The 22,798-nt window shown below is 46.4% G+C and carries 27 protein-coding genes; 9 read left to right on the top strand and 18 right to left on the bottom strand.

Annotated features, from left to right (window positions below; translation table 11 throughout):
- Nucleotides 1-32: 32 nt before the first annotated feature.
- Nucleotides 33-560, bottom strand: a complete 528-nt coding sequence (locus LOZ80_RS33595) for an NfeD family membrane protein (protein WP_238168586.1) — start codon at nucleotides 558-560, stop codon at nucleotides 33-35.
- Between the two features lie 209 nt (nucleotides 561-769).
- Here LOZ80_RS33595 and LOZ80_RS33590 point away from each other — a divergent pair, with 209 nt between their 5' ends.
- From LOZ80_RS33590 to LOZ80_RS33565, 6 genes are all read left to right on the top strand, one after another.
- Nucleotides 770-2,320, top strand: coding sequence for a copper amine oxidase N-terminal domain-containing protein (locus LOZ80_RS33590; protein ID WP_238168585.1), 1,551 nt, complete (start codon nucleotides 770-772; stop codon nucleotides 2,318-2,320).
- A gap of 124 nt (nucleotides 2,321-2,444) precedes the next feature.
- Nucleotides 2,445-2,753, top strand: coding sequence for an LSm family protein (locus LOZ80_RS33585; protein WP_238168584.1), 309 nt, complete (start codon nucleotides 2,445-2,447; stop codon nucleotides 2,751-2,753).
- A gap of 184 nt (nucleotides 2,754-2,937) precedes the next feature.
- Entirely contained in the window at nucleotides 2,938-4,536 is a 1,599-nt protein-coding gene (locus tag LOZ80_RS33580) for a copper amine oxidase N-terminal domain-containing protein (protein WP_238168583.1), read from the top strand.
- 216 nt (nucleotides 4,537-4,752) lie between these two features.
- Complete coding sequence (locus LOZ80_RS33575; RefSeq protein ID WP_079410998.1) at nucleotides 4,753-4,953, top strand: cold-shock protein; 201 nt, start codon at nucleotides 4,753-4,755, stop codon at nucleotides 4,951-4,953.
- A 66-nt stretch (nucleotides 4,954-5,019) separates the two neighbouring features.
- A complete protein-coding gene (locus LOZ80_RS33570) occupies nucleotides 5,020-5,220 on the top strand; it encodes a cold-shock protein (RefSeq protein WP_238168582.1) in 201 nt (66 codons plus the stop codon).
- Nucleotides 5,142-5,357 (top strand): hypothetical protein, encoded by a 216-nt coding sequence (locus LOZ80_RS33565; protein WP_238173242.1) that lies wholly within the window; start codon nucleotides 5,142-5,144, stop codon nucleotides 5,355-5,357. The genes LOZ80_RS33570 and LOZ80_RS33565 overlap by 79 nt, the downstream gene beginning before the upstream one ends.
- Here the strand turns inward: LOZ80_RS33565 and LOZ80_RS33560 are convergent.
- From LOZ80_RS33560 to LOZ80_RS33515, 10 genes are all read right to left on the bottom strand, one after another.
- On the bottom strand, nucleotides 5,352-5,732 hold the full coding sequence (locus LOZ80_RS33560) for a YflT domain-containing protein (RefSeq protein WP_238168581.1): 381 nt from the start codon (nucleotides 5,730-5,732) through the stop codon (nucleotides 5,352-5,354). The two genes, LOZ80_RS33565 and LOZ80_RS33560, sit on opposite strands and share 6 nt — an antisense overlap.
- Before the next feature lie 56 nt (nucleotides 5,733-5,788).
- Nucleotides 5,789-5,953 carry a DUF1328 domain-containing protein gene (locus tag LOZ80_RS33555; RefSeq protein WP_079411004.1) on the bottom strand — a complete coding sequence of 55 codons (165 nt, stop codon included), beginning with the start codon at nucleotides 5,951-5,953 and terminating at the stop codon, nucleotides 5,789-5,791.
- 112 nt (nucleotides 5,954-6,065) lie between these two features.
- A complete protein-coding gene (locus LOZ80_RS33550) occupies nucleotides 6,066-6,617 on the bottom strand; it encodes a DUF1003 domain-containing protein (RefSeq protein WP_238168580.1) in 552 nt (183 codons plus the stop codon).
- A 142-nt stretch (nucleotides 6,618-6,759) separates the two neighbouring features.
- Entirely contained in the window at nucleotides 6,760-7,593 is an 834-nt protein-coding gene (locus tag LOZ80_RS33545; RefSeq protein ID WP_238173193.1) for a CheR family methyltransferase, read from the bottom strand.
- A gap of 29 nt (nucleotides 7,594-7,622) precedes the next feature.
- A complete protein-coding gene (locus LOZ80_RS33540) occupies nucleotides 7,623-10,406 on the bottom strand; it encodes a CHASE3 domain-containing protein (RefSeq protein ID WP_238168579.1) in 2,784 nt (927 codons plus the stop codon).
- Nucleotides 10,407-10,501: 95 nt separating this feature from the next.
- A complete protein-coding gene (locus LOZ80_RS33535; RefSeq protein WP_238168578.1) occupies nucleotides 10,502-11,317 on the bottom strand; it encodes a PPK2 family polyphosphate kinase in 816 nt (271 codons plus the stop codon).
- Between the two features lie 12 nt (nucleotides 11,318-11,329).
- Nucleotides 11,330-12,097: a sigma-70 family RNA polymerase sigma factor gene (locus LOZ80_RS33530; protein ID WP_238168577.1), complete on the bottom strand. Its 768-nt coding sequence runs from the start codon at nucleotides 12,095-12,097 to the stop codon at nucleotides 11,330-11,332.
- Entirely contained in the window at nucleotides 12,094-12,549 is a 456-nt protein-coding gene (rsbW, locus tag LOZ80_RS33525) for an anti-sigma B factor RsbW (RefSeq protein ID WP_238168576.1), read from the bottom strand. The genes LOZ80_RS33530 and rsbW (LOZ80_RS33525) overlap by 4 nt, the downstream gene beginning before the upstream one ends.
- Nucleotides 12,546-12,917: an STAS domain-containing protein gene (locus LOZ80_RS33520; RefSeq protein WP_238168575.1), complete on the bottom strand. Its 372-nt coding sequence runs from the start codon at nucleotides 12,915-12,917 to the stop codon at nucleotides 12,546-12,548. The genes rsbW (LOZ80_RS33525) and LOZ80_RS33520 overlap by 4 nt, the downstream gene beginning before the upstream one ends.
- A gap of 15 nt (nucleotides 12,918-12,932) precedes the next feature.
- Nucleotides 12,933-13,388: a DUF948 domain-containing protein gene (locus LOZ80_RS33515; protein WP_238168574.1), complete on the bottom strand. Its 456-nt coding sequence runs from the start codon at nucleotides 13,386-13,388 to the stop codon at nucleotides 12,933-12,935.
- Nucleotides 13,389-13,551: 163 nt separating this feature from the next.
- Between LOZ80_RS33515 and LOZ80_RS33510 the strand changes: the two genes are divergently transcribed.
- Nucleotides 13,552-14,010 carry a Dps family protein gene (locus LOZ80_RS33510; protein WP_238168573.1) on the top strand — a complete coding sequence of 153 codons (459 nt, stop codon included), beginning with the start codon at nucleotides 13,552-13,554 and terminating at the stop codon, nucleotides 14,008-14,010.
- A 139-nt stretch (nucleotides 14,011-14,149) separates the two neighbouring features.
- Here LOZ80_RS33510 and rsbW (LOZ80_RS33505) read toward each other — a convergent pair whose 3' ends face one another.
- The 7 genes from rsbW (LOZ80_RS33505) to LOZ80_RS33475 form a co-directional block, all read right to left on the bottom strand.
- Complete coding sequence (gene rsbW / locus LOZ80_RS33505; RefSeq protein WP_238168572.1) at nucleotides 14,150-14,611, bottom strand: anti-sigma B factor RsbW; 462 nt, start codon at nucleotides 14,609-14,611, stop codon at nucleotides 14,150-14,152.
- Nucleotides 14,608-14,940, bottom strand: a complete 333-nt coding sequence (locus LOZ80_RS33500; protein WP_238168571.1) for an STAS domain-containing protein — start codon at nucleotides 14,938-14,940, stop codon at nucleotides 14,608-14,610. The genes rsbW (LOZ80_RS33505) and LOZ80_RS33500 overlap by 4 nt, the downstream gene beginning before the upstream one ends.
- 130 nt (nucleotides 14,941-15,070) lie before the next feature.
- A complete protein-coding gene (locus LOZ80_RS33495) occupies nucleotides 15,071-15,757 on the bottom strand; it encodes a hypothetical protein (protein ID WP_238168570.1) in 687 nt (228 codons plus the stop codon).
- A 29-nt stretch (nucleotides 15,758-15,786) separates the two neighbouring features.
- Nucleotides 15,787-16,938 carry a glucose-1-phosphate adenylyltransferase subunit GlgD gene (gene glgD / locus LOZ80_RS33490; RefSeq protein WP_238168569.1) on the bottom strand — a complete coding sequence of 384 codons (1,152 nt, stop codon included), beginning with the start codon at nucleotides 16,936-16,938 and terminating at the stop codon, nucleotides 15,787-15,789.
- 14 nt (nucleotides 16,939-16,952) lie between these two features.
- Nucleotides 16,953-18,137, bottom strand: coding sequence for a glucose-1-phosphate adenylyltransferase (locus LOZ80_RS33485; protein WP_238168568.1), 1,185 nt, complete (start codon nucleotides 18,135-18,137; stop codon nucleotides 16,953-16,955).
- A 7-nt stretch (nucleotides 18,138-18,144) separates the two neighbouring features.
- The gene (gene glgB / locus LOZ80_RS33480) at nucleotides 18,145-20,046 is read right to left on the bottom strand and encodes a 1,4-alpha-glucan branching protein GlgB (RefSeq protein WP_337950986.1); all 1,902 of its coding nucleotides are present in this window, start codon (nucleotides 20,044-20,046) and stop codon (nucleotides 18,145-18,147) included.
- 138 nt (nucleotides 20,047-20,184) lie between these two features.
- Nucleotides 20,185-21,324, bottom strand: a complete 1,140-nt coding sequence (locus LOZ80_RS33475) for a SpoIIE family protein phosphatase (protein WP_238168567.1) — start codon at nucleotides 21,322-21,324, stop codon at nucleotides 20,185-20,187.
- Between the two features lie 257 nt (nucleotides 21,325-21,581).
- Between LOZ80_RS33475 and LOZ80_RS33470 the strand changes: the two genes are divergently transcribed.
- On the top strand, nucleotides 21,582-21,983 hold the full coding sequence (locus tag LOZ80_RS33470) for a YtxH domain-containing protein (RefSeq protein WP_238168566.1): 402 nt from the start codon (nucleotides 21,582-21,584) through the stop codon (nucleotides 21,981-21,983).
- Between the two features lie 67 nt (nucleotides 21,984-22,050).
- Nucleotides 22,051-22,464, top strand: coding sequence for a hypothetical protein (locus LOZ80_RS33465; RefSeq protein ID WP_189012585.1), 414 nt, complete (start codon nucleotides 22,051-22,053; stop codon nucleotides 22,462-22,464).
- The last annotated feature ends 334 nt before the right edge of the window (nucleotides 22,465-22,798 follow it).

The following is a 22,798-nucleotide window of genomic DNA, read 5'->3' as shown; positions in this document are numbered from 1 at the left end:
TTACCTCCAGTTTGTCTAAATTCTTAGCTAACCTAATCAGAAAATCTGGTGACCGTAGCAACGCCTTTGTTTACGTGCAGGATAATTACCTTCGCCCCTTTGGGGATCGACTCCCCTTGCTCCGATCGGACACTTAATGTACGCGTAGTCCCTTGCAGGACGAACATCATCTCACCGGTACCCGTACCGTGAATAGCTACTGAAAGCTTCCCTAACTGTCCGCTGAGATCAAAATCGCTCTCTTTCATACTGTGATCATGCTTATAGATGACTTTGGCGTAGAGCAGGAAGAACAGCCACCCTATGAAAAGACCTGCCCCTACTGCTATCAGTACGATGAGCAAAACGCTTGTCATCCCTACTTTGCCCAGCATATAACCCATACCGCCGAATACCGTCAAACTTGCCAAAATGGAAGAAAGATTAAAAAAGGACGGACCACCATGGCCATGAGCTGCGCCGTGATCGACATGTAAATCGAAGAAATCGCCACCGAAGAAAGTAATCAATATCGTAAGTACAAGGCCTACGAAAAAGCATATGGCAAACAAGGTCATCATAGACTTCACCTCCTAGACGTAAGCTCAGCTATCCAGTAGAAACTGGTTACACAAGCATTGTTCACCCCTACATATAGACGTTTCTGGGAATAAAAGGTTTCGTTCAAAAAAATTTACTTCTTGCACCGAATCCTTCTCTGCTAGTTCGCGTATAATCTTTCGACGTCTTTTCTAAATGTTTCTATTAAAAATAAGGAGTAGATCATCACATGCACAAAAAGAAACTGACTTGGTGGGTATCCTCACTGCTTGCTCTCATGCTTATTACACTAACAGGCTGCCAAACCGTACAAGGCTTAGACATTGGTGGCGTAATCAAAAACGACTGGTCTGTGAAGTCCTCAGAATCCAAAGGAACATTGCAACTCGAATTCCTGCCTGGCGATATCTCTAAATTGTCAGCGGACGAACAAAAGGCGCTCAGCGCACTGCAAAATGTGAAAATTGAACTCACTAACGTGAAAACAGAAGATGCCGCACATGTTTCTGCCGATGGTTCCCTTACATACAGCAAAGGAAAGATCCCTTTCAAGCTGGCGACGGAAGGCACCAAGATTGCGCTGAGCATCGAAGGCGCCAAGAAGCCGGTTGTGTTTGATCTATTAGGCGGTTCCAGTGTCTCTTTCCTTCAATTGCTGCCTAAAGCACTGCAAGAACAATTTGGCGGTAAAATTGCCGAGATCAAGCCAGCGATTATCGGGCTTATTCTGGCGAATACAGCCAATCCCACCCGTGTCTCCGTCACATCCGTTACGGACAAAGTGAACGGCGAAGATCTTGCTCTGCAGAAAGCACATATCGAGCTTAGCGGTACTGAACTGGCTGCTCTGCTCCAAAAACTGTTAGCGAACATTCTAGCTGATGAAGCTGGCCTCAAAGACTTGATCAATCAATTGTACGATGCTCTATCGCCAGTTATTCAAGAACAGATCACGAATGGTTCTGCCGATTTCACCCTGAAGCTGCTCGGGAACAAACAGTTAGCCGCAGGCTTGGTGTATCCTTCTGTTCATGACTTCCTGCAGAAGGCATCTGATTCTCTGAACGCGGCGATTGCCGGAGATGCATCCGCTGACCAAATCTCGCTGCCAATTCAAGCGCTGTTCAACGCAAAATCTGCGCTGCAAGCTGATATTTATGCTGATGCTGATAAACAAGTCCGCAAACAAGCTCTTGCTCTGAACTTGCCGCTTGCCAATACGCCAGGCGTCTCCGGCCTTAAACTATCTTATGTCAGTGAAACTTGGAACATTAACAAGCCAACCAAAGCCGCAACTATTGATATTTCCAGCGGTGCGGTGAAAGTGAACCCGGAAGCATCCGCTATCTATAGCTTCCTGAACAACCTGGATAAGCAATCACTTCTCTACACCTTGCTCAAAAATGATTTGAAAATCACGAAGAAGCAAGTTAGCCTGGCTACAACGGGTCCTGTGACGGATACACCGCAGCCATTTATCAATGCTGACGGCGTTACAATGGTTCCCGTCCGTTTCATTTCTGAAAAGCTCGGCGCTGAAGTCGGCTGGAGCGGAGAATTGCAGCAAGTTACGATCAAGGATCTGCTATCCGGGGCAACGATTGTGCTGAAATTGGATAGTAAAACAGCTAGTGTAAATGGCTCCTCACTTAATCTTGAAAGTGCAGCAACGCTTCATAACAGCTCTACGTTCGTGCCGATTCGTTTCATCGCCGAGCAGCTCGGCGGCGTCGTTTCCTTCAATGACGATACGCGTGTCGTCACGATCAAACGTGACTAGCCCATTTAAATTAACGGAACATGGGCGTTCGCCTACACCCTTTTCGCGCTGCTGCATAGTCTAGTAAGGAACTAGGCAAACAGCCTGCTGCCCAGAGCAGCAGCGCAATGAAGGAGCGAGCGTTATGTATACAAACCAACCTCATGTTATTTTTCAATCAGATCCTAATTGGCAGCACCAATTGATGCAAAAAAGAGATATGCTGATGGGCACGCTGCATCCGCACGTCGGTCGTACCCTTCGTGTTACAACCCTAGACGGCCATACGTATGAAGGCGTTCTGGTTAATCTGGATGGTCATCATGTCTATCTTCAAGTAACATCACATGGTCATCATCACGGTCAGAACAGACCCATCTATACACCAGCCCAGTACAACCAGATCTTGACTTTAGTTCTGTTCGAGCTCTTGGTGATCGTCCTGCTTTCCTAGAAAAGAAACTCGCGCCCCCTAATCGGTCTTATTGACCTAGGTGGTGCGAGTTTTTTTCTCAAAGTCCGCTTTCCCACCATTTGTATAATTTTACTGCTTCAACCGCATCTTTCTATCAATTAGCGCGTATAATCTATCACGGCTATTATTTATTAGCTATTATATTTAAGGAGTAGATTCGGAGATGGAAAGAAAGAGATGGACTTGGTGGGTATCCGCCTCACTCGTGATTCTGATGTTTGCACTAACCGGTTGTCAGAACCTACAAGGATTAGACGTTTCACAAGCCTTTCAAAATAGCGCAGCCGTGAAGTCCGGCGAATCCAGGGGATCTCTTCAATTGGAGCTTGTTCCCGGGGACCAAACCGCGTTTACTGCCAATGAAAAAGCCATATTCAACGCATTGAAGAATGTGAAGCTAGAGTTAACTAACGTTGCTATGCAGGACAAGCAGCACCTCTCCGTGAACGGTGCTCTCACGTACAGCAAAGGGACTATCCCTTTCCAAGCCAGCTTGGATGAGACCCAGATTGTCCTTCAAATCGAAGGTGCCAAACAACCGATTTTCTTTGATTTAACCGACGCCGAGCGCGGCTCCATGCCAAGTCCGTTAACAGCTGATATGCAGAAGCAAATCATGGATAAAGCCGAGTCGCTGTCACCGGCCATCTTGAAATTCATCATTGCCAATGCGCCGAATCCAAGTCAAATTGCCGTCTCATCCGTCTCGGAGCAAGTGTACCAAGAGACGCTTTCTTTGCAAAAACTCCATTTGGAGATTAAGGGCAGCGAACTTGTCGGCCTCCTCAAAACATTCCTAACCAACATCATCGCCGATGACAAAGGATTGAAGGAACTCATTGGACAGCTTTATGACGTTCTCGCTCCAATCATTAAAGAAGAAATGAAAAGATCAGCTACAGAGAATGAGTTCGCCTCACCTTTTCCTGACTTGATGATGGCCTACCTGGATAATAAAACGCTAGCTGTCGAATTCGTTTACACAACGATTCAACAAGGGCTGCAGAAGGTGCTCAAAGACTGGAATCAGAATGTGGAATCTTCGCTTTCTTCGATTCGAGATGATCAAGTCAAAGCCTTCTTAAGCGATAAAACGGTGCTGAAAACTGATTTATTCATCGATGGCGACAAGCAAATCCGCAAAGTCAATGCGGAGCTTTCTTTCCCTATTGCTGATGCAAAATCAGGGATAAGTGCTGTTAAACTAACATTCGTCAATGAAACCTGGAATGTTAATAAGCCTGTGAAAGCCGCTTCAATTGCCATCACCGACGATGCGCTGGATCTTAGCGAAGCACCTTTCTACGGCAGTGCCATTCTTAACTATTTCAAAAAAGATTCACAAGCCTACTCGCTTTTAAGAAATGATTTGCAAGTAGCCAAAGAAGATATTCATTTGTTGATGAGCACCAATGATGATGCAGATGAATACTCGTTCTATGATGCGAGCCATCCGTTCATTAATGAGGATAACATCTCCATGTTGCCGGTTCGCTTCCTTTCTGAGCGGTTGGGCGCAACCGTGAAATGGGATGATACGGCCAAACAAATCATCGTCAAGGACGACCTGACGGAGAAAACCATTGTGTTCACGTTGAACAGCAAATCGGCTCAAGTTAACGGCACCACAGTTGCTCTGGAAAGCGCCGCTATCCTGAAGAATGGCTCCACGTTCGTTCCACTGCGCTTTATAGCGGAGCAGATGGGCTGCAAGATCGTGTTCGACGATCAGACGCAAAGCGTCAATCTGACAAGACAATAGAAGTATCTATAAGAAAGCTCCCCCTCAGGTCTACGGACCTCTGAAGGGGAGTTTTTCTTTGGTTTTTTTATTAGAAAAAGAATTTTTGATGAAATTGGAATAAGCTTCCCTTTAAATGGATATATTATCAAAGCTGCGTTAACAAGCTGTCCGAGTCGATGTGATCTCGAAGACAAGACGCGCAGGCACAAATTATTGTTGGAGGTTTATGTCTACATGGAAACAGGTACAGTCAAATGGTTTAATGCAGAAAAAGGGTTTGGTTTTATCGAAATGGAAGGCGGAAAAGACGTGTTCGTTCACTTCAGCGCCATTACGGGAGAAGGCTTCAAAAGCTTAGACGAAGGTGAACGCGTACAATTTGAAGTTACTCAAGGTAACCGCGGACCGCAAGCTGAAAATGTAGTCAAGCTGTAGTCCTTCACCACATATTGCGATAAACTGCTTGCGAGTCTGAGTCTACTATGACAAGGAGGAGTTCGATTGTACTTTTCAAAGAAATCGTTGGAGCCTGTTCCTGAAGAGGAAACCAGCATCTGGACCTGCAGCACAGAGCAGTGCTCATGTTGGATGAGAGATAACTTCTCATTCGCGGATAGTCCGGAATGTCCGATCTGTCATTCAACCATGGTCAAGGATCAAAAGATGCTCCCAACCTTATCGAACACAAGCAGCAGGCGATAACCGTCGTACTGGAAGCCCTGACCACTCCTTCACCGGAGACGGTGAGGGCTTTCCTTTATCCAGCAGCCTCTACAACAAAAGAGGCTGCCTCGCAGTCATTTTCGACTTTTGAGGCAACCTCTTGTTCTATTTTATAAAATAGTTCGTTGGAAATCTTCGGTACTGTACGAATTCACTTCTGTCGAAGGGGTCGCCAGGACTAGGATCTTCCCCTTATCCAACTCGCCTTCCAGTCTGCTCGCTTCGACTTCAGGCACGCCCAGCGATTTCATCTTCGCCCGGAGCTCATCGCCGCGGGATCGGAAGAGATTCGCAATGGACGTAATCACGCCTTCCTCCGCTATTGAAATCTGCTCAGCGCCTGTGTAATTAGCTACGAAGTCGGTACCTTCTGCACTATGCGTCAGTACGTAGATATGGTCTCTCTCGAAACCTTCCCTGTACAGTTGCTGCACCTTATTCTGTGCTTCTTGAAGATTCGCTGTCACACTCACTCTAGTATAAGTATTCATGATCATTCCTCCTCTTTCGCATTTTATTTATAAGGGTGAAGCTAGGGTAAACGGAATTAAATACTTCTGCGTCTGCCGAAAATCAAGGATACAACGAACATGATCAGGAAGACAAAGAATAGTACTTTGGCAATCCCTACTGCCGCTGAGACAATCCCGAAAAATCCGAAAACACCGGCTACAAGTGCAATAATGAGAAACATAATGGCCCAACCCAACATAGGAAACACCCTCTCTTTATTATTAATTTTTGTTGTTCTTGCTATGTTGTCTATTACCCGTCATGTCTGATAGTGAAACACTTTTCCAAGAATTATTAGGTGCTGTACCCTGCTATTCGCTGGTTGAATGTCGATTCAACGCTTGCTGTTCCAGCCTTTCCATGCGCTGATCAAGACGCTCCAATAAAACTTTTAATTCGGTATTCTCCTGCTCTGCCCGATAGTTAATCGCGAAATCCAGAATAGCTTCCTGCTTGTCTCTGGCTGCCTGGCGATTCTGACTCATCAAGATTACGGGCGCTTGAAATGCCGATAAACAGGATAAAATCAAATTGAGTAAGATGAACGGCGGTTTGTCGAAGGCAAAACTCATCAGATTAACAAGCATCCAAACGACCAAAAATGTAATAAACAGAACAATAAACGTCCAACTTCCGCCAAACGTAGCAATTCTATCAGCCAAGCGGTCCGCCCATGATGATTTCTTATTTTGCTGCTGTGTCAGATGGGATTTAATACTGCCTTGGTATTCTCTCACCATGACCTTGATGCGATCTAACTGCTCCATATCCAGCTGAGCGCTTTGATCTTGTTCCAACTCCTGGAACAACTGCTCAGGCGTGCATTCCCCGCTGATTTCTTGGCCATTCGCCTCTTCCCTCATCCCTATCCCTTCCTTCCCCGTGTCCAGAGATCACACTACTCTTTATTTAAACCTTCCTCCCCCTCTATGAAACAACCTAATTTTCACAACAAAAAAACCGCTCATTGATGAACTCATCAATAAAAGCGGTCTGAGAGGTCTGCTATTTCTTACGGTAAATGCGCTCTTGCGGAACAAATTCCTCATAGTGTACACCTTCGGGTGTGAACAGGATCGACTCCTTTTTGCCAAGTCCAAGGTAGCCTCCCGACGACAAGCTTTCATGAAAGAGACTATGCACCTGCTGCTGCAGCTTGCTGTCGAAGTAAATCATGACATTCCGGCAAAGGATTACGTGGAATTCGTTGAATGAACCATCGGTCACCAGATTATGCTGGGCGAAAATTAGATTCTCCCTCATCAACGGTCGGAAATAGGCATATTGATGATCCGTTGTGTAATATTCGGAGAAGGCCATCTCGCCGCCGGCATCCAGATAGTTCTTGGTAAATAGCTGCATCTGTTTCAGCGGGAAGGCACCCTTTTGCGCTGCTTCGATCGCTCTGTCATTCATATCTGTGGCGTAGATCCGCGTTTTCTCCGCCAAACCCTCTTCCTGCATGAGGATGGCCATCGAATACACTTCTTCTCCTGTCGCACAGCCTGCATGCCAAATACGAATCTCCGGAAGCTTCCGCAGCTCAGGGACCACATGATCGCGGAACGCGCGGAAAAAGCTCGGATCCCTGAACATCTCCGTTACCCGAATGGACATATCATTCAGCAACAGCTCCACGAAGCCAGGTTCATGCAGCACTTTTTCCAGAACAGCACTGATGGTCGGCAGCTTCTCCGCTCGCATCCGATTAAGAATTCGCCTGCGAAGCGAAGAGCGCACATAATGCCGGAAATCAAATCCGTACATTTGGTACATGCCTTCCAAGAGAAGATTGATTTCTATTTGTTGCAATTCATCCTGATAGGGGAAATCCTCCATATCGCTTGACTCATCCCCGGTTTGATAGCTCAATGCTTTTTCACCTGCTTCGTCAACCATACACGCATGAGCGAGAATAATTGATCCATGTTCAAAGGTTTCGTAATGTAGTCGGAAGCGCCCGCTTCCAGACATTTCTCTTTCTCGCTCTTCATAGCTTTCGCGGTCAACGCAATAATAGGTAAGTCCATCAGCTGAAGCTGGCCTCTGATGGCCTGCATCGCTTCGTAGCCGCCCATGACAGGCATCATGATATCCATCAAGACAAGATCATAATCTGATCTGCCTTGAAGAATTTCAAGGGCCATCTTGCCATGATCCGCTACTTCGACAGTCACGCCTTTCATCTCCAGCGCAGTAACCAATGCGAATACATTGCGTGCGTCATCGTCGACAAGCAGAATTCTTTTCCCCTGGAATAATTGCGCATCGGATTTAATGGCCTCAGTCACAGGAGAATCACTAATCACATGCAAGAATTCAGACGATAGCGCCTCAACGGCAACCACGTCAGCATACTCACCTGCGGCTGCAATTTCTCCCGCAGGATACATAGTCACCTGATCATCTTGATCCGTTTCCTGCGCATTAGGAATGTACAGAGTAAATGTACTGCCTTTGCCTACTTCGCTTTTGACAACAATGGAACCGCCTAGCAAACGCGTGAACTCACGGCAAATGGATAAGCCTAGGCCTGTCCCGCCGTACTGGCGATTCGTGGTCCCATCGACCTGACGGAACGCTTCAAAAATAACCTGTTGCTTATCAATTGGAATCCCTATTCCCGTATCGGTGATGGAAATAGCCAGCACTTTATCTTCCGGATCCCGATGTAGAAGCTCTTGAACGCGAACTGGATCAGCAAGAGCGATCCGCATCGTGATTGAACCTTCTTCCGTAAATTTGAACGCATTGGATAGGAGGTTCTTCACGATCTGTTGCAAGCGTTGGCCATCTGTCAGCATCACATTCGGTACATTCTCTTCCAAGATAATATCAAAATCCAGCTTCTTCTTCTCGGCCACCGGGCCAAACATCAGCTTCATTAATTGCGGCATTTCCGTCACATTGAATTCATCGGTCATAATTTCAATCTTGCCCGCTTCAACCTTGGATAAATCAAGGATATCATCAATGAGTGCCAGAAGATCGTTCCCTGCGGCATACACAACACGGGAGTAATCCACGACCTCCGACATTTGCATTTCACCGTTATTTTCCGCCAGCATCTGCGACAAAATCATAATACTATTCAGCGGCGTACGCAGTTCATGCGACATATTCGCCAAGAAATCCGACTTGTATTGGGAACTCGTTTGAAGTTTAAGCGAGTATTCCTCCAACTCATCTTTGGCTCGCTTTAATTCCAAAGCCCTTTGTTCGGAGAAATGGTTCTGTTCTTCCAAGAATTCATTGGTCATTCTGAGCTCTTCCTGCTGCATCTGAAGTTCTTCGGACTGGGCCTGAAGCTCCTCAGACTGGGCTTGCAGTTCTTCCGTCAGCATCTGCGATTCTGAAAGCAGCCGTTCCACTTCCATCCGGCCCCGCACATTGACAATCGCTGTTCCGAACTTATCCTGCAGGGAATCGATCAATGTCAGATGCTGTGACTGGTAGGGCTGCAAGGAGGCTAATTCGATTACGGCCTCCGTCTGTCCATCCACCAGGATCGGTGCCACCAAGAGTGCACGCGGCGCGGATACGCCTAAGCCTGAAGTGACTTTGACATGATCCTCCGGCAAATTATCCATCAGGAAAATCCGCTGATCGAGCGCGCATTGGCCGACCAATCCCTCACCCAAGCGGAAACTGTCAGAAGCAGCGTCTTCACCAATAGCCGCATAGCTAGCCATTTTCACAAAACGCATTTGCCCATTCACATACTCCCTCAGATAAACAACGCCATAGAGACTGCCAAGCATAGGTGCCAGCGTATTGACAAACGTTTCACTCAAAAGCTTTATTTCATTAATCCCTTGATACAAAGTTGCGACTTCCGTTAAATTTATTTGAACCCAATTCTGCTTCTGCAAGCTGGCTAACAATTCATTGGTCGCTACGGCCAGCTCTTTGATCTCATCATTGGTTTTGACTTCAATTCTAGTGGTTAAATCGCCCTCCGACGCCGTAATATCTCGAATCGTTCGGATGACTTGTTTAATGGTGCCCGTAATCGAACTGGATAGGAATAAGGCCACAAGAATAGCAAAAATTGAAATGATCCCGAGAACAGAGAAAAGAACAACTCTAAGATTATAGTTGCTTTCAGCTAACTGTTCGACTCTGGCAGCCGTTAATTTCTTCTCCGCTGAGAGAAAGGATTCGAATTGCGTACGCAATTGATCCATAACCTTTTTGCCATTGTTTTGATCGAAAAATTCCTTAAGTGCTTGTTGATTGTTAGCCCCCTTAGCCTTGATGGCAAATTCACCGGCATTTTTAATCCAACTCTGAATAGTAGGCTTTATTTGTTCCAGACTTTTCTGTTGGGAAGGGTTATCCTCTATAAGCTGATGAAGCTTGTTGTAGTTATCCAGCCAAGATCGGTTGCCGGCATCATAAGGTTCCAGATATTGCGTATCCCCTGATATGACATAGCCGCGCATCCCCGTTTCCATATCAAGCATATTTTTTTGAATTAAATTTAATAAATCATGGACTTCCATGTCATGCGTAGAGACAAAACTGACTTCCTCCTGAAGCGAGTTTACACGGTCACTCACGACCAAAAGCGATATCCCTAAGCATATGATAATAAAGACATATCCAACTATAATTTTGGCACGTATATTGATCTGTAAAGATTTAAGCATAGTTGCCTCCTAGTATAGTTCGTAGAGAATGTTATGTTAACATTCTACTACTCTCACTATACCACATTCAGGGAACTAATAGAGAAAATCTCTCATTATTCCTGTAGCTGATCCAGCAGTTGATCCAGCTCTGGATCCGATGGCGGATACGCTAGATTCATGCTTTCCAAAGCGTCCACTGCAATTTGCAAGACGGCCAAATCACGGTACCAGCGATGGTTAGCAGGAACGACATACCACGGCGCCGATTCGGTGCTGCACTGTCTAAACACGTCCTCATAGGCTTGCTCATATGCCCCCCACGATTCACGTTCCACAAGATCATTCTTATCGAACTTCCAGCGCTTCGTATCATCGGTCAACCGATTGCGCAGCTTCGCCAGCTGAAAATCCTTGGAAATGTGCAAGAAAATCTTCACGATTTTCACGCCGCTGCTTTCTAGCAATTTCTCAAAACGGTTGATATGTTTAAATCGCTTCTTCACTTCCGACTCACTGATCCATTTATGAGTTCTTGTAATCAGGACATCCTCATAGTACGAGCGAATAAAAGCCCCAATCATGCCTTTGGCAGGCACAATTTTGTGAGCCCGCCAGAGAAAATCATGAGCTTCCTCTTCCTCCGTAGGTGTACGGAAGCTATTCACTTGAAAACCTTGCGGATGCAGGCCGCCAAGCGCACGCTTGACAACACCGTCCTTGCCGCTGCAATCCATGCCTTGGATAACGAAGAGTACTGCTTGCTGCTTGCCTGCGTATAAGACATTCTGCAGGGCTTCCAAGCGTTCCTTCAAACGTTCAATGTTCGGCTCAGCCTCTTCCCGATCATGAACACTCCCCGTTTCATTGGGATCAATTTGCGCTAGCTTTACTTTCTTCCCATGCTCCAAACGAAATTGGCTGCTTAGCATCAGCACGCCCCCTTATGAGTTCTCTGTCAAAACGGTCTTCAACTTATCTATTGCCCGTTTTTGGATACGGGATACACTCATTTGGGAAATCCCTAGTTGATCGGCGATTTGCCGCTGTGAGTGCCCTTCATGGTAGATGAGGCCAATGACGGTGCGTTCTTCTTGCTTCAAGCAATTCATGGCTTCTTCCAAATCCATCCGTCTCTCCAGTGATGTGTAATCATCGGTTGGTCCAGCGATCATATCGCCAATCGTAGCGCTGTCGCCTTCACTTGTAAGAGGTGTATCCAGCGACGTGTAGTTATAGTAGTCACGGCCCGCCAGAATCTCGATGGTTTCTTCGGAACTGAGTTCCAGATAAGCCGCAATCTCATCAATACTTGGTGAGCGCTCAAACTTGACCGTCAGTTCATCCAATGCCCTTTGGACCATGGAGCCTTTTTCCTTAATACGCCTTGGAACCTGTATGTACCATGACTTGTCACGCAAATAATTTTTGAGGTGACCGATCAGACTTTTCATCGCATAGGCTTCGAATGGGATTTCCATTGTGCTGTCATATTGCGTGAAAAGCCGCAGCATCGACATTTGACCGACTTGAAATAGATCTTCATACAAATCAGGACGGCTTCGCGACATTTTGCCAACTGCCATACGAACAATAGGTTCATAGTGCAGCAGCAGTGCCGTAGCCGTCTCTTGGCAAGCTGTTTCTTTGTAGATCTTCATCTTCAAATACATTTCATATAAAGGCTTTGAGGATGATGCATTGGCATTCATACCATTTCCTCTTTTCTATTCAGCTGCCCTGCTATATGTTTCAACAAAATAACCTCAGTTCCTCTTCCACTATGCGTAAGCACTTGAACTTCATCCATCAGCGCTTGCATCAGAAATAGGCCTAACCCGCCAACTGTGGCTTCACTGATCGATTTGTGATGAAGCGTCGCTTCTTCCGGGTCCGTTTGAACATAGTTAAAACTATTGCCCTCATCCTTAACCGAAATTTTCAGATAGCCATCGCTATGCTCGAATTGGATGTCTACCGTGCCTGTTTGATCTTCATAGGCATGAAGAATAGCATTATTGCATGCTTCCGCAACGGCTACCTTCATATCTTCAATATCTTCAAAAGAGAAGCCAGCTTTGGTAGCAACACCGTAGAGGGTAAGGCGAACAATATCCAAGTATTCCGCCTTCGCAGGTATAGTAAGTCCGATGTATGGTGTCATATGATTTCTTCTTTCCTTTCTGTTGCACGCTGATTGGCTGACTGTTGATCACCATTCACGAAGTATCTGGATACGCCTGTTAAGTCAAACAAACGTTGAATTTTGGCAGGAATGTGTTGAATTCGGAATGCGGCTTGCATAGCTGCTCTCACTTTAAGCACAGAGACAAACATGCCGATTCCCGTACTGTCGATATAACGAAGTTCTCTTAAATCCAGGGTAAGACTTTGGTTTTCCAGGTTCACGACGGAATCAAGCACAGCTGCCAGTTCCGATGCCGCGGACAGATCAAGTTCCCCACTTAAATAGATCATATTTTCTTTGCCATTTGATTGTTTATAGACAGTAAATTTACGTATTGCGTTCACAAGATGACCCCTTTCCTATTTCGTAACACCGGTGTGCGGTGATTTATTTGCTTTCATTTTTTGCCACATATCGAAGGAAATCGCTGCGCCTTGAATGATCGTCTGCCATTTGTGATTAGGCTTTGCTCCTTCTTTCATTATACTCGTTTGCTTCACAGCTGAGAGCAGGCTGGTTGCTGATTGCTTCACCGAAGTTGTCAGTTCGTGAATGACCTGACCCACATCATTCACCGAGCTGAATAAGTGATTCAGTTTAGCCAGCTTAACACGTACATCTATGGCCATCTCATTCGTATTGAGAATTACATCCTGTACTTCTGAACTGATTTGTGTCACTTCATTCTTCATCTGGCCCATGGTCGATGTGATTTCATCCAAGGAATGCTTCAATGATTTTAAGGTTTGTATTAAATAGAAGACCAGAAATACAAACGCAACGGCTGCAATAATCGCACTGATTTGGAATAACATTTGAATCACTCCTGTCTGCTTAATTACTTATTGTTACCCTCATTGTTCGAAGATGAAACAGGGAATGCAGAGAATTTCAATTTTCTTTTTGACTGTTTCAAGTACAGAGCTGCTGGGTACTTATCTGTATACACAACTATATAAATTAAGTGGAGGGATTCACATGGCCAAAGTCGCAATCAAAGCAAACCCAGTTACAGATATTCTGGATAAACAAGTCGCTAACTTCTCCATTCTTTATATGAAAATCCATAATTATCACTGGTATGTGAAAGGCGAGAACTTCTTCACGCTGCATATCAAATTCGAGGAATTGTATACTGAGGTAAGCTTGCATCTGGATGTAATCGCCGAAAGAATGCTCGCGCTTCGCGCTATTCCGACAGCTACCTTGAAGCAGCATCTGGATACAGCTTCCATTAAGGAAGCGAAGAATGATGAAACAGCGGAACAAATGGTCAAGCAGTTGGCTAGCGACTTCTCGCTGGTCTGCTCCGAGCTCACAGAAGGCATCGAACTTGCTGAAGAGAGCAAAGATCAGCCTACGGCGGATTTGCTCATCGGCATTCGCTCATCGCTAGAGAAGCATAGTTGGATGTTGGAAGCATTCCTTGGGAAATAATAGGAGTAAGAGTTACATGAAAAAACACCTAAATTGATGGTAGCTTTCCATGTAGTGCACTATTGAAAGAAAGAGGCTGCCCTTAGTCATTAAATTGACTTTGGGGCAACCTCTTTTTTATGACAAGCAGGCTATATCCTCATGTAGATTGTTCATTTTCTTTGGAGCCAGTATCTGGCGTTTGCACATATTTCACGAGCGTAACCTCGGTTCCTGCATCCGTGTTCACCGCCACCTCATCCATCAGCGCCTGCATCAAATAGATGCCGAGCCCGCCAGGCTGCAAATCGCTGGGCGAATTGCCCGTTAGCGGACCCGCTTGCTCGCTGCGCTCTTGGTAGTTGAAGCCGGTACCCTCATCTTTCACTTTCACAATGAACTTGCCGTCCTCCGCCTCGTAACTAATCTCGATCTGGCCTATCTGATCGCTCAGCGGCTCACTGTGAAGCACCGCATTGTTGCAAGCCTCCGAAACCGCTACTTTCATATCTTCGATATCTTCATAAGAGAAACCTAACTTGGAGGCAACGCCATACAGACTGAGTCTAACTATATCTAAGTATTCCGCAGTAGCGGGTATCTTTAAGCGAACGACGTTCATGCTCTGCCTTCGATCCCTTCGTTGAGGAATCCGGAAATTCCTGTAAGATCGAACAGTTTCCTGATACTGGACGGAATATTGCGCACTGCGAATGGCGCCTTCAGCTCATCCCGAATCTTCAAGGCCGATACCACAATGCCAATGCCTGTGCTATCAATATACCTTAGTTGCCCAACATCAAGGATTAACGCTTTATCAGCCCGATGGACAACTTCTTCAAGGGCATGCCGGAATGTTAAAGCTGCCGCCAAATCCAGCTCCCCTCTGATATGAAGCTCTATTGATTTCTCCAACTCTTCTTGATCAACCTGGAACTTTTCCGCTGACATTAGCCACACTCCTTTAAGTTATTCATCTTCTAAATAGTAACAAGACCCCTAGAATTTCACAAGTTCTGATTAAAAAGAAATGATCCTTCTGACACATAGCCAAGCTGACCGTATCCGGCCAGCCTCACCCTTATGTGCTCGAAAGATGGTAATAATCAACGGAAATAAGATCTTGTGTTTCCGGCTGTAGAAACAATTTAATCAAAGTGTCTCTTCGCTGAAATACGAGCCCGTCCTCAGCAACGAAATCCGGTTCACCTAGGAACTGTTTCAGCTCCGCTACATTTGATGGAATCTGTTGATCATTGATTTGGATATGCCCGACTGTCGCCGACACTTGGACGAAGGATACGACATCTTCATAGAAGCCTACATTAAAATTTGGGTACTGATAGATCGTTTCTCCGATGAATTGGGGATCTTCGACAATGGTGGAGGGAGGTCCTTTCTTGGCCGTTACGTCCGCTGTGTGATCCTCCAGAGAAATTCCCTCCAGACTGAACAGGGTTGCAGCCGCAGAACTGACCTTGGTCATTGCCATTGGATTAACAGCAGCTTCGCCGGCATCCTCTTGGGCCACAAGAAGAGGAGGATCGAGCGGTATGAACGCGGCGTTCGGACTCTCTGGCAGCATACTGATGACGGCTGGTGTAAGGACAACTTCCGGTTCACCGATACGTTCAGTAGTTGCCCCCTTGAGAAACAACAAAGCCAGGATCATCACCAGCGAGAACAAAGCTAACTTCAGAAAGCGGCGTCGATAGCTTGTTATGTGTGTCAGCAGCTTGATATCGTTTTCACGAATCATTACATTCATAACCAATCCTCCTCTTCACACCTTATGGATTATAAGACTCCGCTCTTCTCGGCAACAAAGGGGTGGGCATACTGTCCGCACAACACGGCCCCTCTCTCCACAATGACCTGTTTGTCCAAAATGACCCGATCCAAATACGCGCTGGCTTCGATGATGCAATCATGCATAATCACGCTATTTTTGACACTCGCGCCACTGCCTATCGTCACACCAGGGAACAGAATACTGTTCTCCACATAACCTTCAATCCGGCAGCCTGGAGCAACAAAGGAGTTGCGAACCAACGCTTGTTGATGGCAAGCAATCTGCTGCTCTTCTTCTTTGCGCGTATACACCGATTCCTGATTGATCATGAATTGTTTCCAACCCTGCGGTTGCAGAAGATGCATGCTGTGAGCATAATAGCTGTCAATTGAATCCATAATTGCGATATAGCCATGATTCGCATAGCCTTGCACATGAATATCGGCCAGATGCGCCCAAATGACATTTTTCAAATAGATCTCGCTGCCGCTCTTCATGCTTTTCTCAATGAGATCAATTAACAATCGGCGCTCGATCACCATCGTATCCAAATCGATATTTTGCGGGGCCAGACTCGGCAGCGCATGGTAGGTTGGCGAAGCGCTGACGACACGGCCATGATCATTCATTTCCAAATTATACGCATGTCCGATATGTGCGTGACGATCGATCTCAGTTAAATGCTTGTAGAGGACGGTAATTTCCGCCCCGCTGCTGAGGTGATAATCAACCATATTTTCGAAATTGGAACGGTAGATCACACTGCTCGGCGCAAGCAGAATGTACGTTTCCTGGCAAGATTTCAGATAATCCAAATGGCTGTACAGATGGAGAAGATCCCCATGTTCCAGCGTACGGAAGTTGTCCGCTGTATCGATGCGCAAAGCAACCGGAGGAAGGACCGAAACCCCGCCCTCTTGCGTGGCATCCAACCCCCAATCCTGTCCGTCGCCAACGTGCTCCAGCAGCGATTCTGCCTTCTCGCTGGCGAGCACCACAACTTTCTGAATACCCGAGTTGCTCATATTGGAAAGCGCAAAGTCAACCAAGCGGTACTTTCCGGCAAAAGGCACAGCCGCCACACAGCGGTTGCGGGTAAGCGTCGACAAATCATCCTGTTCATCCATCAGATTAATCATACCAAGAACGTCTTTCATGATTTCTCCTCCTTTTAACCAAAATTCACACGAGTACCTGTCAACGCCGCTGGAATTGACGCTGGGTAATGACGTCCAATGATGGCCTTTTCTCCAATCACCGTTAGCTCCGACCCACCGGGTTTCCCGACAATTGCGCCATCTTTAATAATAGTTCCTTCGCCGACAATCGCGTTGAGGACAAGGGCATTTTTGCCGATCTGCACGCCCGGCATAATCACACTGTTTAACACCCGGCTATTGTCTCCGACTCTGACGCCATCGAACAGCACCGAATGACTCACGCTGCCGTAAATATCCGTGCCGTCACCGATTACCGCATTATTCACCCTAGCGCTAAGCGCCACGAAGCTTTTGCCATAATTGCGTTCCTTGGTATAGACAGGCCACTTCTCATGGTCCAATTGCAGTGTCGGCGTGTAACCGAGTAAGTCCATATGCGATTCCCAGAGGCTTTCAATCGTGCCGACATCCTTCCAGTAGCCTTCGAACGGATAAGCTGACAAATAAGCGCCTGCTTCCAATAGTCCAGGAATAATATCTTTGCCAAAATCATGGCTGGAAGACTCGTCCATCGCATCGATCTCTAACGTGGAGCGCAGCACATCCCAATTAAAGATATAAATCCCCATGGAGGCCAAATTGCTGGTTGGCTTAGCCGGCTTCTCGGCAAATCCGGTCACTCGGTGCGATTCATCCGTGCTCATAATTCCGAAGCGGCTGGCTTCTTCCCATTTCACAGGAATAACCGATAATGTGGCATCCGCGCCAGAAGCTTTATGATGCTCCAGCATCGCGTTGTAGTCCATATTGTAAATGTGGTCACCGGATATCACCAAGACATAGCTGGGGTTATGCCTGCGCAGATAGGATAAGTTCTGATAAATCGCATCAGCCGTGCCTGAATAGGCATTCGGAGCACCCATTTGTCTTTCCAGCAAGGTGACGCCGCCCGCAACGCCATCCATGCCCCAAGCTTCGCCATTGCCGATATGCGCATGCAAAACAGCCGGCTTATACTGAGTCAGCACCCCAACCGTATGAATGCCGGAATTGCGGCAATTGCTCAACGTAAAATCAATGATTCTATATTTTCCGCCAAAATGAACAGCTGGCTTAGCAATATTTTTCGTTAACGGACTCAATCTAGTCCCTTCTCCTCCAGCCAATAACATTGCTACACATTCTTGTTTCTTCATCCTGATCTCATCCTTCCTGTGGGATATATTTCACTACAACTGCTGCAAGTGGCGGTATATTCAACATAATGCTATAAGAGCGACCCTGACAGGCGTTTTCTTCGGTAAGCAGCGTGGTATCGTTTACTACGCCTGAACCGCCGTACTCCGCTTTATCACTGTTAAACACTTCTTGATAACTGCCTGGCTTCATAACCCCTAAGCGGTAGCCCTCGTGCTTCTCCGTTTTAAAATTACAGATCATAATGAGATGCTCATCATCGTTTTCTGCTTTCCGGATGAACATCACCAGACCGTCGCTTTTATCTTCTTCTCCAATCGGTTCGAAACCGCTGGTGTCGTGATCGAGTTCCCAGAGCGCTTTTTCCCCCACATAGAAATGGTTCATTTGCGTGACGAAGCTGGCGAACTGCTGATGCTCCTCAAACGCAAGCAAGTTCCACGGCAGTGCACTTTCTGAATGCCAATCATCCATCTGGCCGAATTCATTGCCCATGAACAGCAATTTTTTACCGGGATGACCGATCATATAGGTGTACAGTACACGCAGATTGGCGAAACGCTGCCAGTTGTCATCCCCTGACATTTTACCCAGAAGCGACTTGGTGTCATGAACCACTTCATCATGGGCATACGGGAGTATGTAATTCTCATCCCAAGCACCGAGCAAGGAATTCGTCAATTGATCTTCCGCTTCACAGCGCTCCGCTTGATTCTTCTTCATATATTCGAGCGTGTTCCACGTAAAACCTAAGTTCCATTTATAATTAAAACCAAGTCCGCCATGCTCAACCGAAGCGGTTACCCCCGGATATGAGCTGGAATCCTCTGCCATCATCAAAGCATTGGGATAGCGGGAGAACACAACCGCATTCAGCTTCTGAAGAAAAGCGATCCCTTCCAAATTCTCGTCGCCGCCGAGTTCATTCGTAATCCGGTCCTCTTCTTCACGGTCAAAGTTCAGCGTCAAAATACTATAAACCGCATCCACCCGCAAACCGTCAATATGGTAAACATCCATCCAGAACAATGCATTCGAAATCAAAAAACTAAGCACTTCCGGCTTCCCATAGTCAAAAATTTGCGTTCCCCAAGTGGGATTCTCACCTTTGCGGCTGTCTGCATACTCATAAAGCGGAGTCCCATCGAATCGGGTTAAGCCATGAGCATCCTTGCAAAAGTGGGCAGGCACCCAGTCCATAATGACGCCGATGCCTTTCTGGTGACAACGATCGACGAACTGCATGAAATCCTTGGGTGACCCGAATCGACTCGTGACGGAGAAATAACTGGTCACCTGATAGCCCCAGGAAGCATCCAGTGGATGTTCCTCAAGCGGCATCAACTCGATGTGCGTGTACCCCCGCTCAAGAACATAATCAACCAACTCATCCGCCAACTCCAGGTAGGTATAGAAGCTTCCGTCTTCCTTGCGCTTCCAGCTTCCCAGATGCACCTCATAAATCAATAGCGGCTGTTGCAGAAATTGATTCGAGGTTTTTGTAGCCAGCCACTCCTCATCCTGCCAATCATATCCTTCCAAAGAAGTTACAATGGATGCCGTTCCAGGACGAAGTTCCGTATGAAAAGCGTACGGATCTGACTTCAAGTAACATTCGTCATCCAGCGTGACGATCTCGTATTTATACAAAGTTCCTTCTTCCAACTTAGGAACGAAGAGCGTCCATACCCCGCCTGACATCGACATTTTATGGTTGCTGCCGTCCCAACCATTGAAGCTGCCCGATACATTCACTTGCTTGGCATTGGGTGCCCACACAGCGAAGTTGATTCCTCTAACCGAATCTCGTTCTTCCACATGGGAACCTAGAAATTGATAGCTTTGATACTGTGTACCCTCGTGTAGTAAGTATAAAGCGTCTGTCGTAGGAGCCGATGCCATCGTCATCCCTATTCCTCCCATCCTGATTGGATTGATATTCCTTATTACACCTCTTTGTGCCTATTGAAACAAAAAACGCACAAGTTTTATTCCCGATTGGGATAAACTAGTGCGTTATCGATTGTAAATAATTAGGCGAAGAATTTATGAGGTCGCTGTGATCATCACCAAGCACATGTCGTCCTGGGGAGAACCGCTTTTGGTATAAGGATAAATGCTTTCAATGATGCCCTCAGGATCGTGCGTTTGCATCGACTGAAAGCTGCGTTGAATTTTGTTGATGCCTTCCTCCTGCTCATCATCAAGCCATTCCGAAAGACCGTCGGTGAACAAAACAATCCGTGCATCTTTCTTATAGGGAATAACCCCTTTGGTAATCTCAATCCCCTCGAAAAATCCGATGGCACAACAGCCTTCCGTCAGCAGCTTGACCTCGCCATCCAGAATAGCGATTCCTGTTGGATGACCGGCATTCACATATTCAATCGTGCGCTTCTCCGTATCCAAAACCAAATAAATCGACGTAAAGTAATAATTGATCAGATTATCCGCTTTATGAAGTTGATTCATCCGGCAGTTTAACTCGCGAATCACACCCTCCGGATCACAAATGTTCGTAATCGTATCCTTCAAGGCCGAGTAGATATACATACAAACCAGTGACGAGGAAATACCATGACCCATCATATCCAGCAAAATAATGCCATACCGGTTCGGCCCAATCGGGTACCACGCATAGAAATCACCCGCAAGCTCGGAAGAAGGCTTGTAAACCGCTGAGATGTTAATATGCTCATCCTGGATAGGGCTGCTTAATACGCTGCGCTGCACTTGTTTGGCCAGATCCAGCTCATATTTAATCCGCTTATCCCGTTCCTTATGCCAGTCCTTCTCGAACTTGAGACGGAGTGTGGAGCGAATGCGAGCCAGCAGCTCTACCTTGTTAATCGGCTTCATCACATAGTCGAGCGCCCCGGCGTCCAGAGCTTCGGCTAATTTATTCGAATCTCCCATCGCTGTTACGAATATAATCGGGATATCTCGAAACCGTTCATCCGCTTGTACCGTGCGGCACGCTTCTACCCCATCAATTTCCGGCATCATCATATCCATCAAAATCAAATCTACGGATACCTCTGAGGTACTGGGGGAATTCATTTCTAATAAGTGATATAGCTCTTTGGCAGAAGACACCATCATGAGATCGGTATACCCGGCTTTAAGCAGAATTTTTTCAATAATAAGTAAATTCGTCGCGTTATCGTCAACAATCACAATGCTCATAGCTCTAACCCCTTTTCGGGTAAAAGTTAACAAAAACCCTCACCGTAGTTTAACATACTTTAAATGTAAATATCGCTAGAGTTCTTCTATCTACTACCCGAATTCGAAAAATTCAATCAGAATTCGATCAACTTTTGGGTGTTTATATAATGAAAGGGAATTTAAATTAAATTTTTCCTGTTTCAAATGGGGGAAAGACGGTTACTTTCTACTAAGAGGCAAGACAACCAAAACCCCATTTGAAGGAGAGATGACTCATGAGTGAAGCAGTCGCAACAAATAAAGGCGGACTATTGTTAGGTCTAGTAATCGGTGGAGCAGTAGGTGCTGTAGCTTCCCTGTTACTCGCCCCTAAAGCGGGGTCAGAATTACGCGAAGACCTTTCCAATACGTATCGTACGTTAAACGATAAAACAAGCAAACTAGCTTCGACAGTTGGTCAAAAAACCCAGGAAATCGTCTCCAGCGTATGCGAGACTACTCAAGATATCGCTGCTGCGGCTAGCGGCACAGCCAAAGATATCGTTTCCACCGTGAGCGAAAAGTCACACGAGATCGGCAAACAAGCCTCTGAGGTGATCGATAAAGCCAAAGAAAGCAAAGACATGGTAGCGGAGTCCTTGCAGTCTGCCACGTCCACAAACAACAACCGCCATTAAAAAGCCCCAGCTCGGGCTGGTTGGACGAATTTTTTTGGCCGCAGGCCCGAAAGGAGTGTTAGGCAATATGGATAAAAACAACATGCATCAGCAATTAACCAATATGGGACTCGAACGTGTGGCGTATACGGAGAAATCCGTTTATCAAATCAACATTAAACATGAACCCACATCCGTTTCATATCCCCTGACGCTAACTACACTGACGACAGAACACGGCAATACGACCGTCCATTTCCACGAAGCTGACTTTCAAGAGAACGAATTCGTTCCTCTCGAAGTCCGCCGAACAGCTCTGGACAAGCTTATTGAGCTTGAGCGCTTATGCAACGGCTCTTCCAGCAAATCGCTGGAAGAGGCCAACAACAGCTCCATGGCTCAGGACATGGCTGAGATCAAGAAGCTGGGCAACGAGATGAAGCACATGAAAACGAACAGTGAGCTGCTTGAGCAGAACATGATCCCGGATCCGATTCAGTAACGGACGAGGCTAGGAACCTTCAAATCCACTTGTGTGGAGTTGGAGGTTTTTGGGCGTTGGCCCGTGAGATGGGGCGCTACTGCGGAGTAAGATGACTAATGCGGAAGCAGCGTTCCGCGTTAAAGGAGCGAGAAGACGCTATTTGTGACAAATCGGCTGATTTGGCTGTTCCACGGATCGTAGAGACGCTATCGCGCGAAAACAGATGAGGTTTACAGAGGAATAGCGGAACGACGTTCCGTGGGAACTTGTTTTTGCACAGATGAAGGTGAAATAGAGGTTCTGCGATCCCTCTCAGAATAATTCAGACAAAATAGAGGTTCTGCGATCCCTT

The organism is Paenibacillus sp. HWE-109 (assembly GCF_022163125.1).
Taxonomy (GTDB): Bacteria; Bacillota; Bacilli; order Paenibacillales; family NBRC-103111; genus Paenibacillus_E.
Note: the sequence above shows the minus strand (reverse complement) of the source record. Positions and strands in the feature narration are given on the sequence as shown.

Excerpts from the sequence above, each read along its gene's own strand:
- LOZ80_RS33595 (WP_238168586.1), bottom strand. The coding sequence starts at position 560 with ATGATGACCTTGTTTGCCATATGCTTTTTCGTAGGCCTTGTACTTACG.
- LOZ80_RS33590 (WP_238168585.1), top strand. The coding sequence starts at position 770 with ATGCACAAAAAGAAACTGACTTGGTGGGTATCCTCACTGCTTGCTCTC.
- LOZ80_RS33585 (WP_238168584.1), top strand. The coding sequence starts at position 2,445 with ATGTATACAAACCAACCTCATGTTATTTTTCAATCAGATCCTAATTGG.
- LOZ80_RS33580 (WP_238168583.1), top strand. The coding sequence starts at position 2,938 with ATGGAAAGAAAGAGATGGACTTGGTGGGTATCCGCCTCACTCGTGATT.
- LOZ80_RS33575 (WP_079410998.1), top strand. The coding sequence starts at position 4,753 with ATGGAAACAGGTACAGTCAAATGGTTTAATGCAGAAAAAGGGTTTGGT.
- LOZ80_RS33565 (WP_238173242.1), top strand. The coding sequence starts at position 5,142 with ATGTCCGATCTGTCATTCAACCATGGTCAAGGATCAAAAGATGCTCCC.
- LOZ80_RS33560 (WP_238168581.1), bottom strand. The coding sequence starts at position 5,732 with ATGAATACTTATACTAGAGTGAGTGTGACAGCGAATCTTCAAGAAGCA.
- LOZ80_RS33555 (WP_079411004.1), bottom strand. The coding sequence starts at position 5,953 with ATGTTGGGTTGGGCCATTATGTTTCTCATTATTGCACTTGTAGCCGGT.
- LOZ80_RS33550 (WP_238168580.1), bottom strand. The coding sequence starts at position 6,617 with ATGAGGGAAGAGGCGAATGGCCAAGAAATCAGCGGGGAATGCACGCCT.
- LOZ80_RS33545 (WP_238173193.1), bottom strand. The coding sequence starts at position 7,593 with ATGGAGGATTTCCCCTATCAGGATGAATTGCAACAAATAGAAATCAAT.
- LOZ80_RS33540 (WP_238168579.1), bottom strand. The coding sequence starts at position 10,406 with ATGCTTAAATCTTTACAGATCAATATACGTGCCAAAATTATAGTTGGA.
- LOZ80_RS33535 (WP_238168578.1), bottom strand. The coding sequence starts at position 11,317 with ATGCTAAGCAGCCAATTTCGTTTGGAGCATGGGAAGAAAGTAAAGCTA.
- LOZ80_RS33530 (WP_238168577.1), bottom strand. The coding sequence starts at position 12,097 with ATGAATGCCAATGCATCATCCTCAAAGCCTTTATATGAAATGTATTTG.
- rsbW (WP_238168576.1), bottom strand. The coding sequence starts at position 12,549 with ATGACACCATACATCGGACTTACTATACCTGCGAAGGCGGAATACTTG.
- LOZ80_RS33515 (WP_238168574.1), bottom strand. The coding sequence starts at position 13,388 with ATGTTATTCCAAATCAGTGCGATTATTGCAGCCGTTGCGTTTGTATTT.
- LOZ80_RS33510 (WP_238168573.1), top strand. The coding sequence starts at position 13,552 with ATGGCCAAAGTCGCAATCAAAGCAAACCCAGTTACAGATATTCTGGAT.
- rsbW (WP_238168572.1), bottom strand. The coding sequence starts at position 14,611 with ATGAACGTCGTTCGCTTAAAGATACCCGCTACTGCGGAATACTTAGAT.
- LOZ80_RS33500 (WP_238168571.1), bottom strand. The coding sequence starts at position 14,940 with ATGTCAGCGGAAAAGTTCCAGGTTGATCAAGAAGAGTTGGAGAAATCA.
- LOZ80_RS33495 (WP_238168570.1), bottom strand. The coding sequence starts at position 15,757 with ATGAATGTAATGATTCGTGAAAACGATATCAAGCTGCTGACACACATA.
- glgD (WP_238168569.1), bottom strand. The coding sequence starts at position 16,938 with ATGAAAGACGTTCTTGGTATGATTAATCTGATGGATGAACAGGATGAT.
- LOZ80_RS33485 (WP_238168568.1), bottom strand. The coding sequence starts at position 18,137 with ATGAAGAAACAAGAATGTGTAGCAATGTTATTGGCTGGAGGAGAAGGG.
- glgB (WP_337950986.1), bottom strand. The coding sequence starts at position 20,046 with ATGACGATGGCATCGGCTCCTACGACAGACGCTTTATACTTACTACAC.
- LOZ80_RS33475 (WP_238168567.1), bottom strand. The coding sequence starts at position 21,324 with ATGAGCATTGTGATTGTTGACGATAACGCGACGAATTTACTTATTATT.
- LOZ80_RS33470 (WP_238168566.1), top strand. The coding sequence starts at position 21,582 with ATGAGTGAAGCAGTCGCAACAAATAAAGGCGGACTATTGTTAGGTCTA.
- LOZ80_RS33465 (WP_189012585.1), top strand. The coding sequence starts at position 22,051 with ATGGATAAAAACAACATGCATCAGCAATTAACCAATATGGGACTCGAA.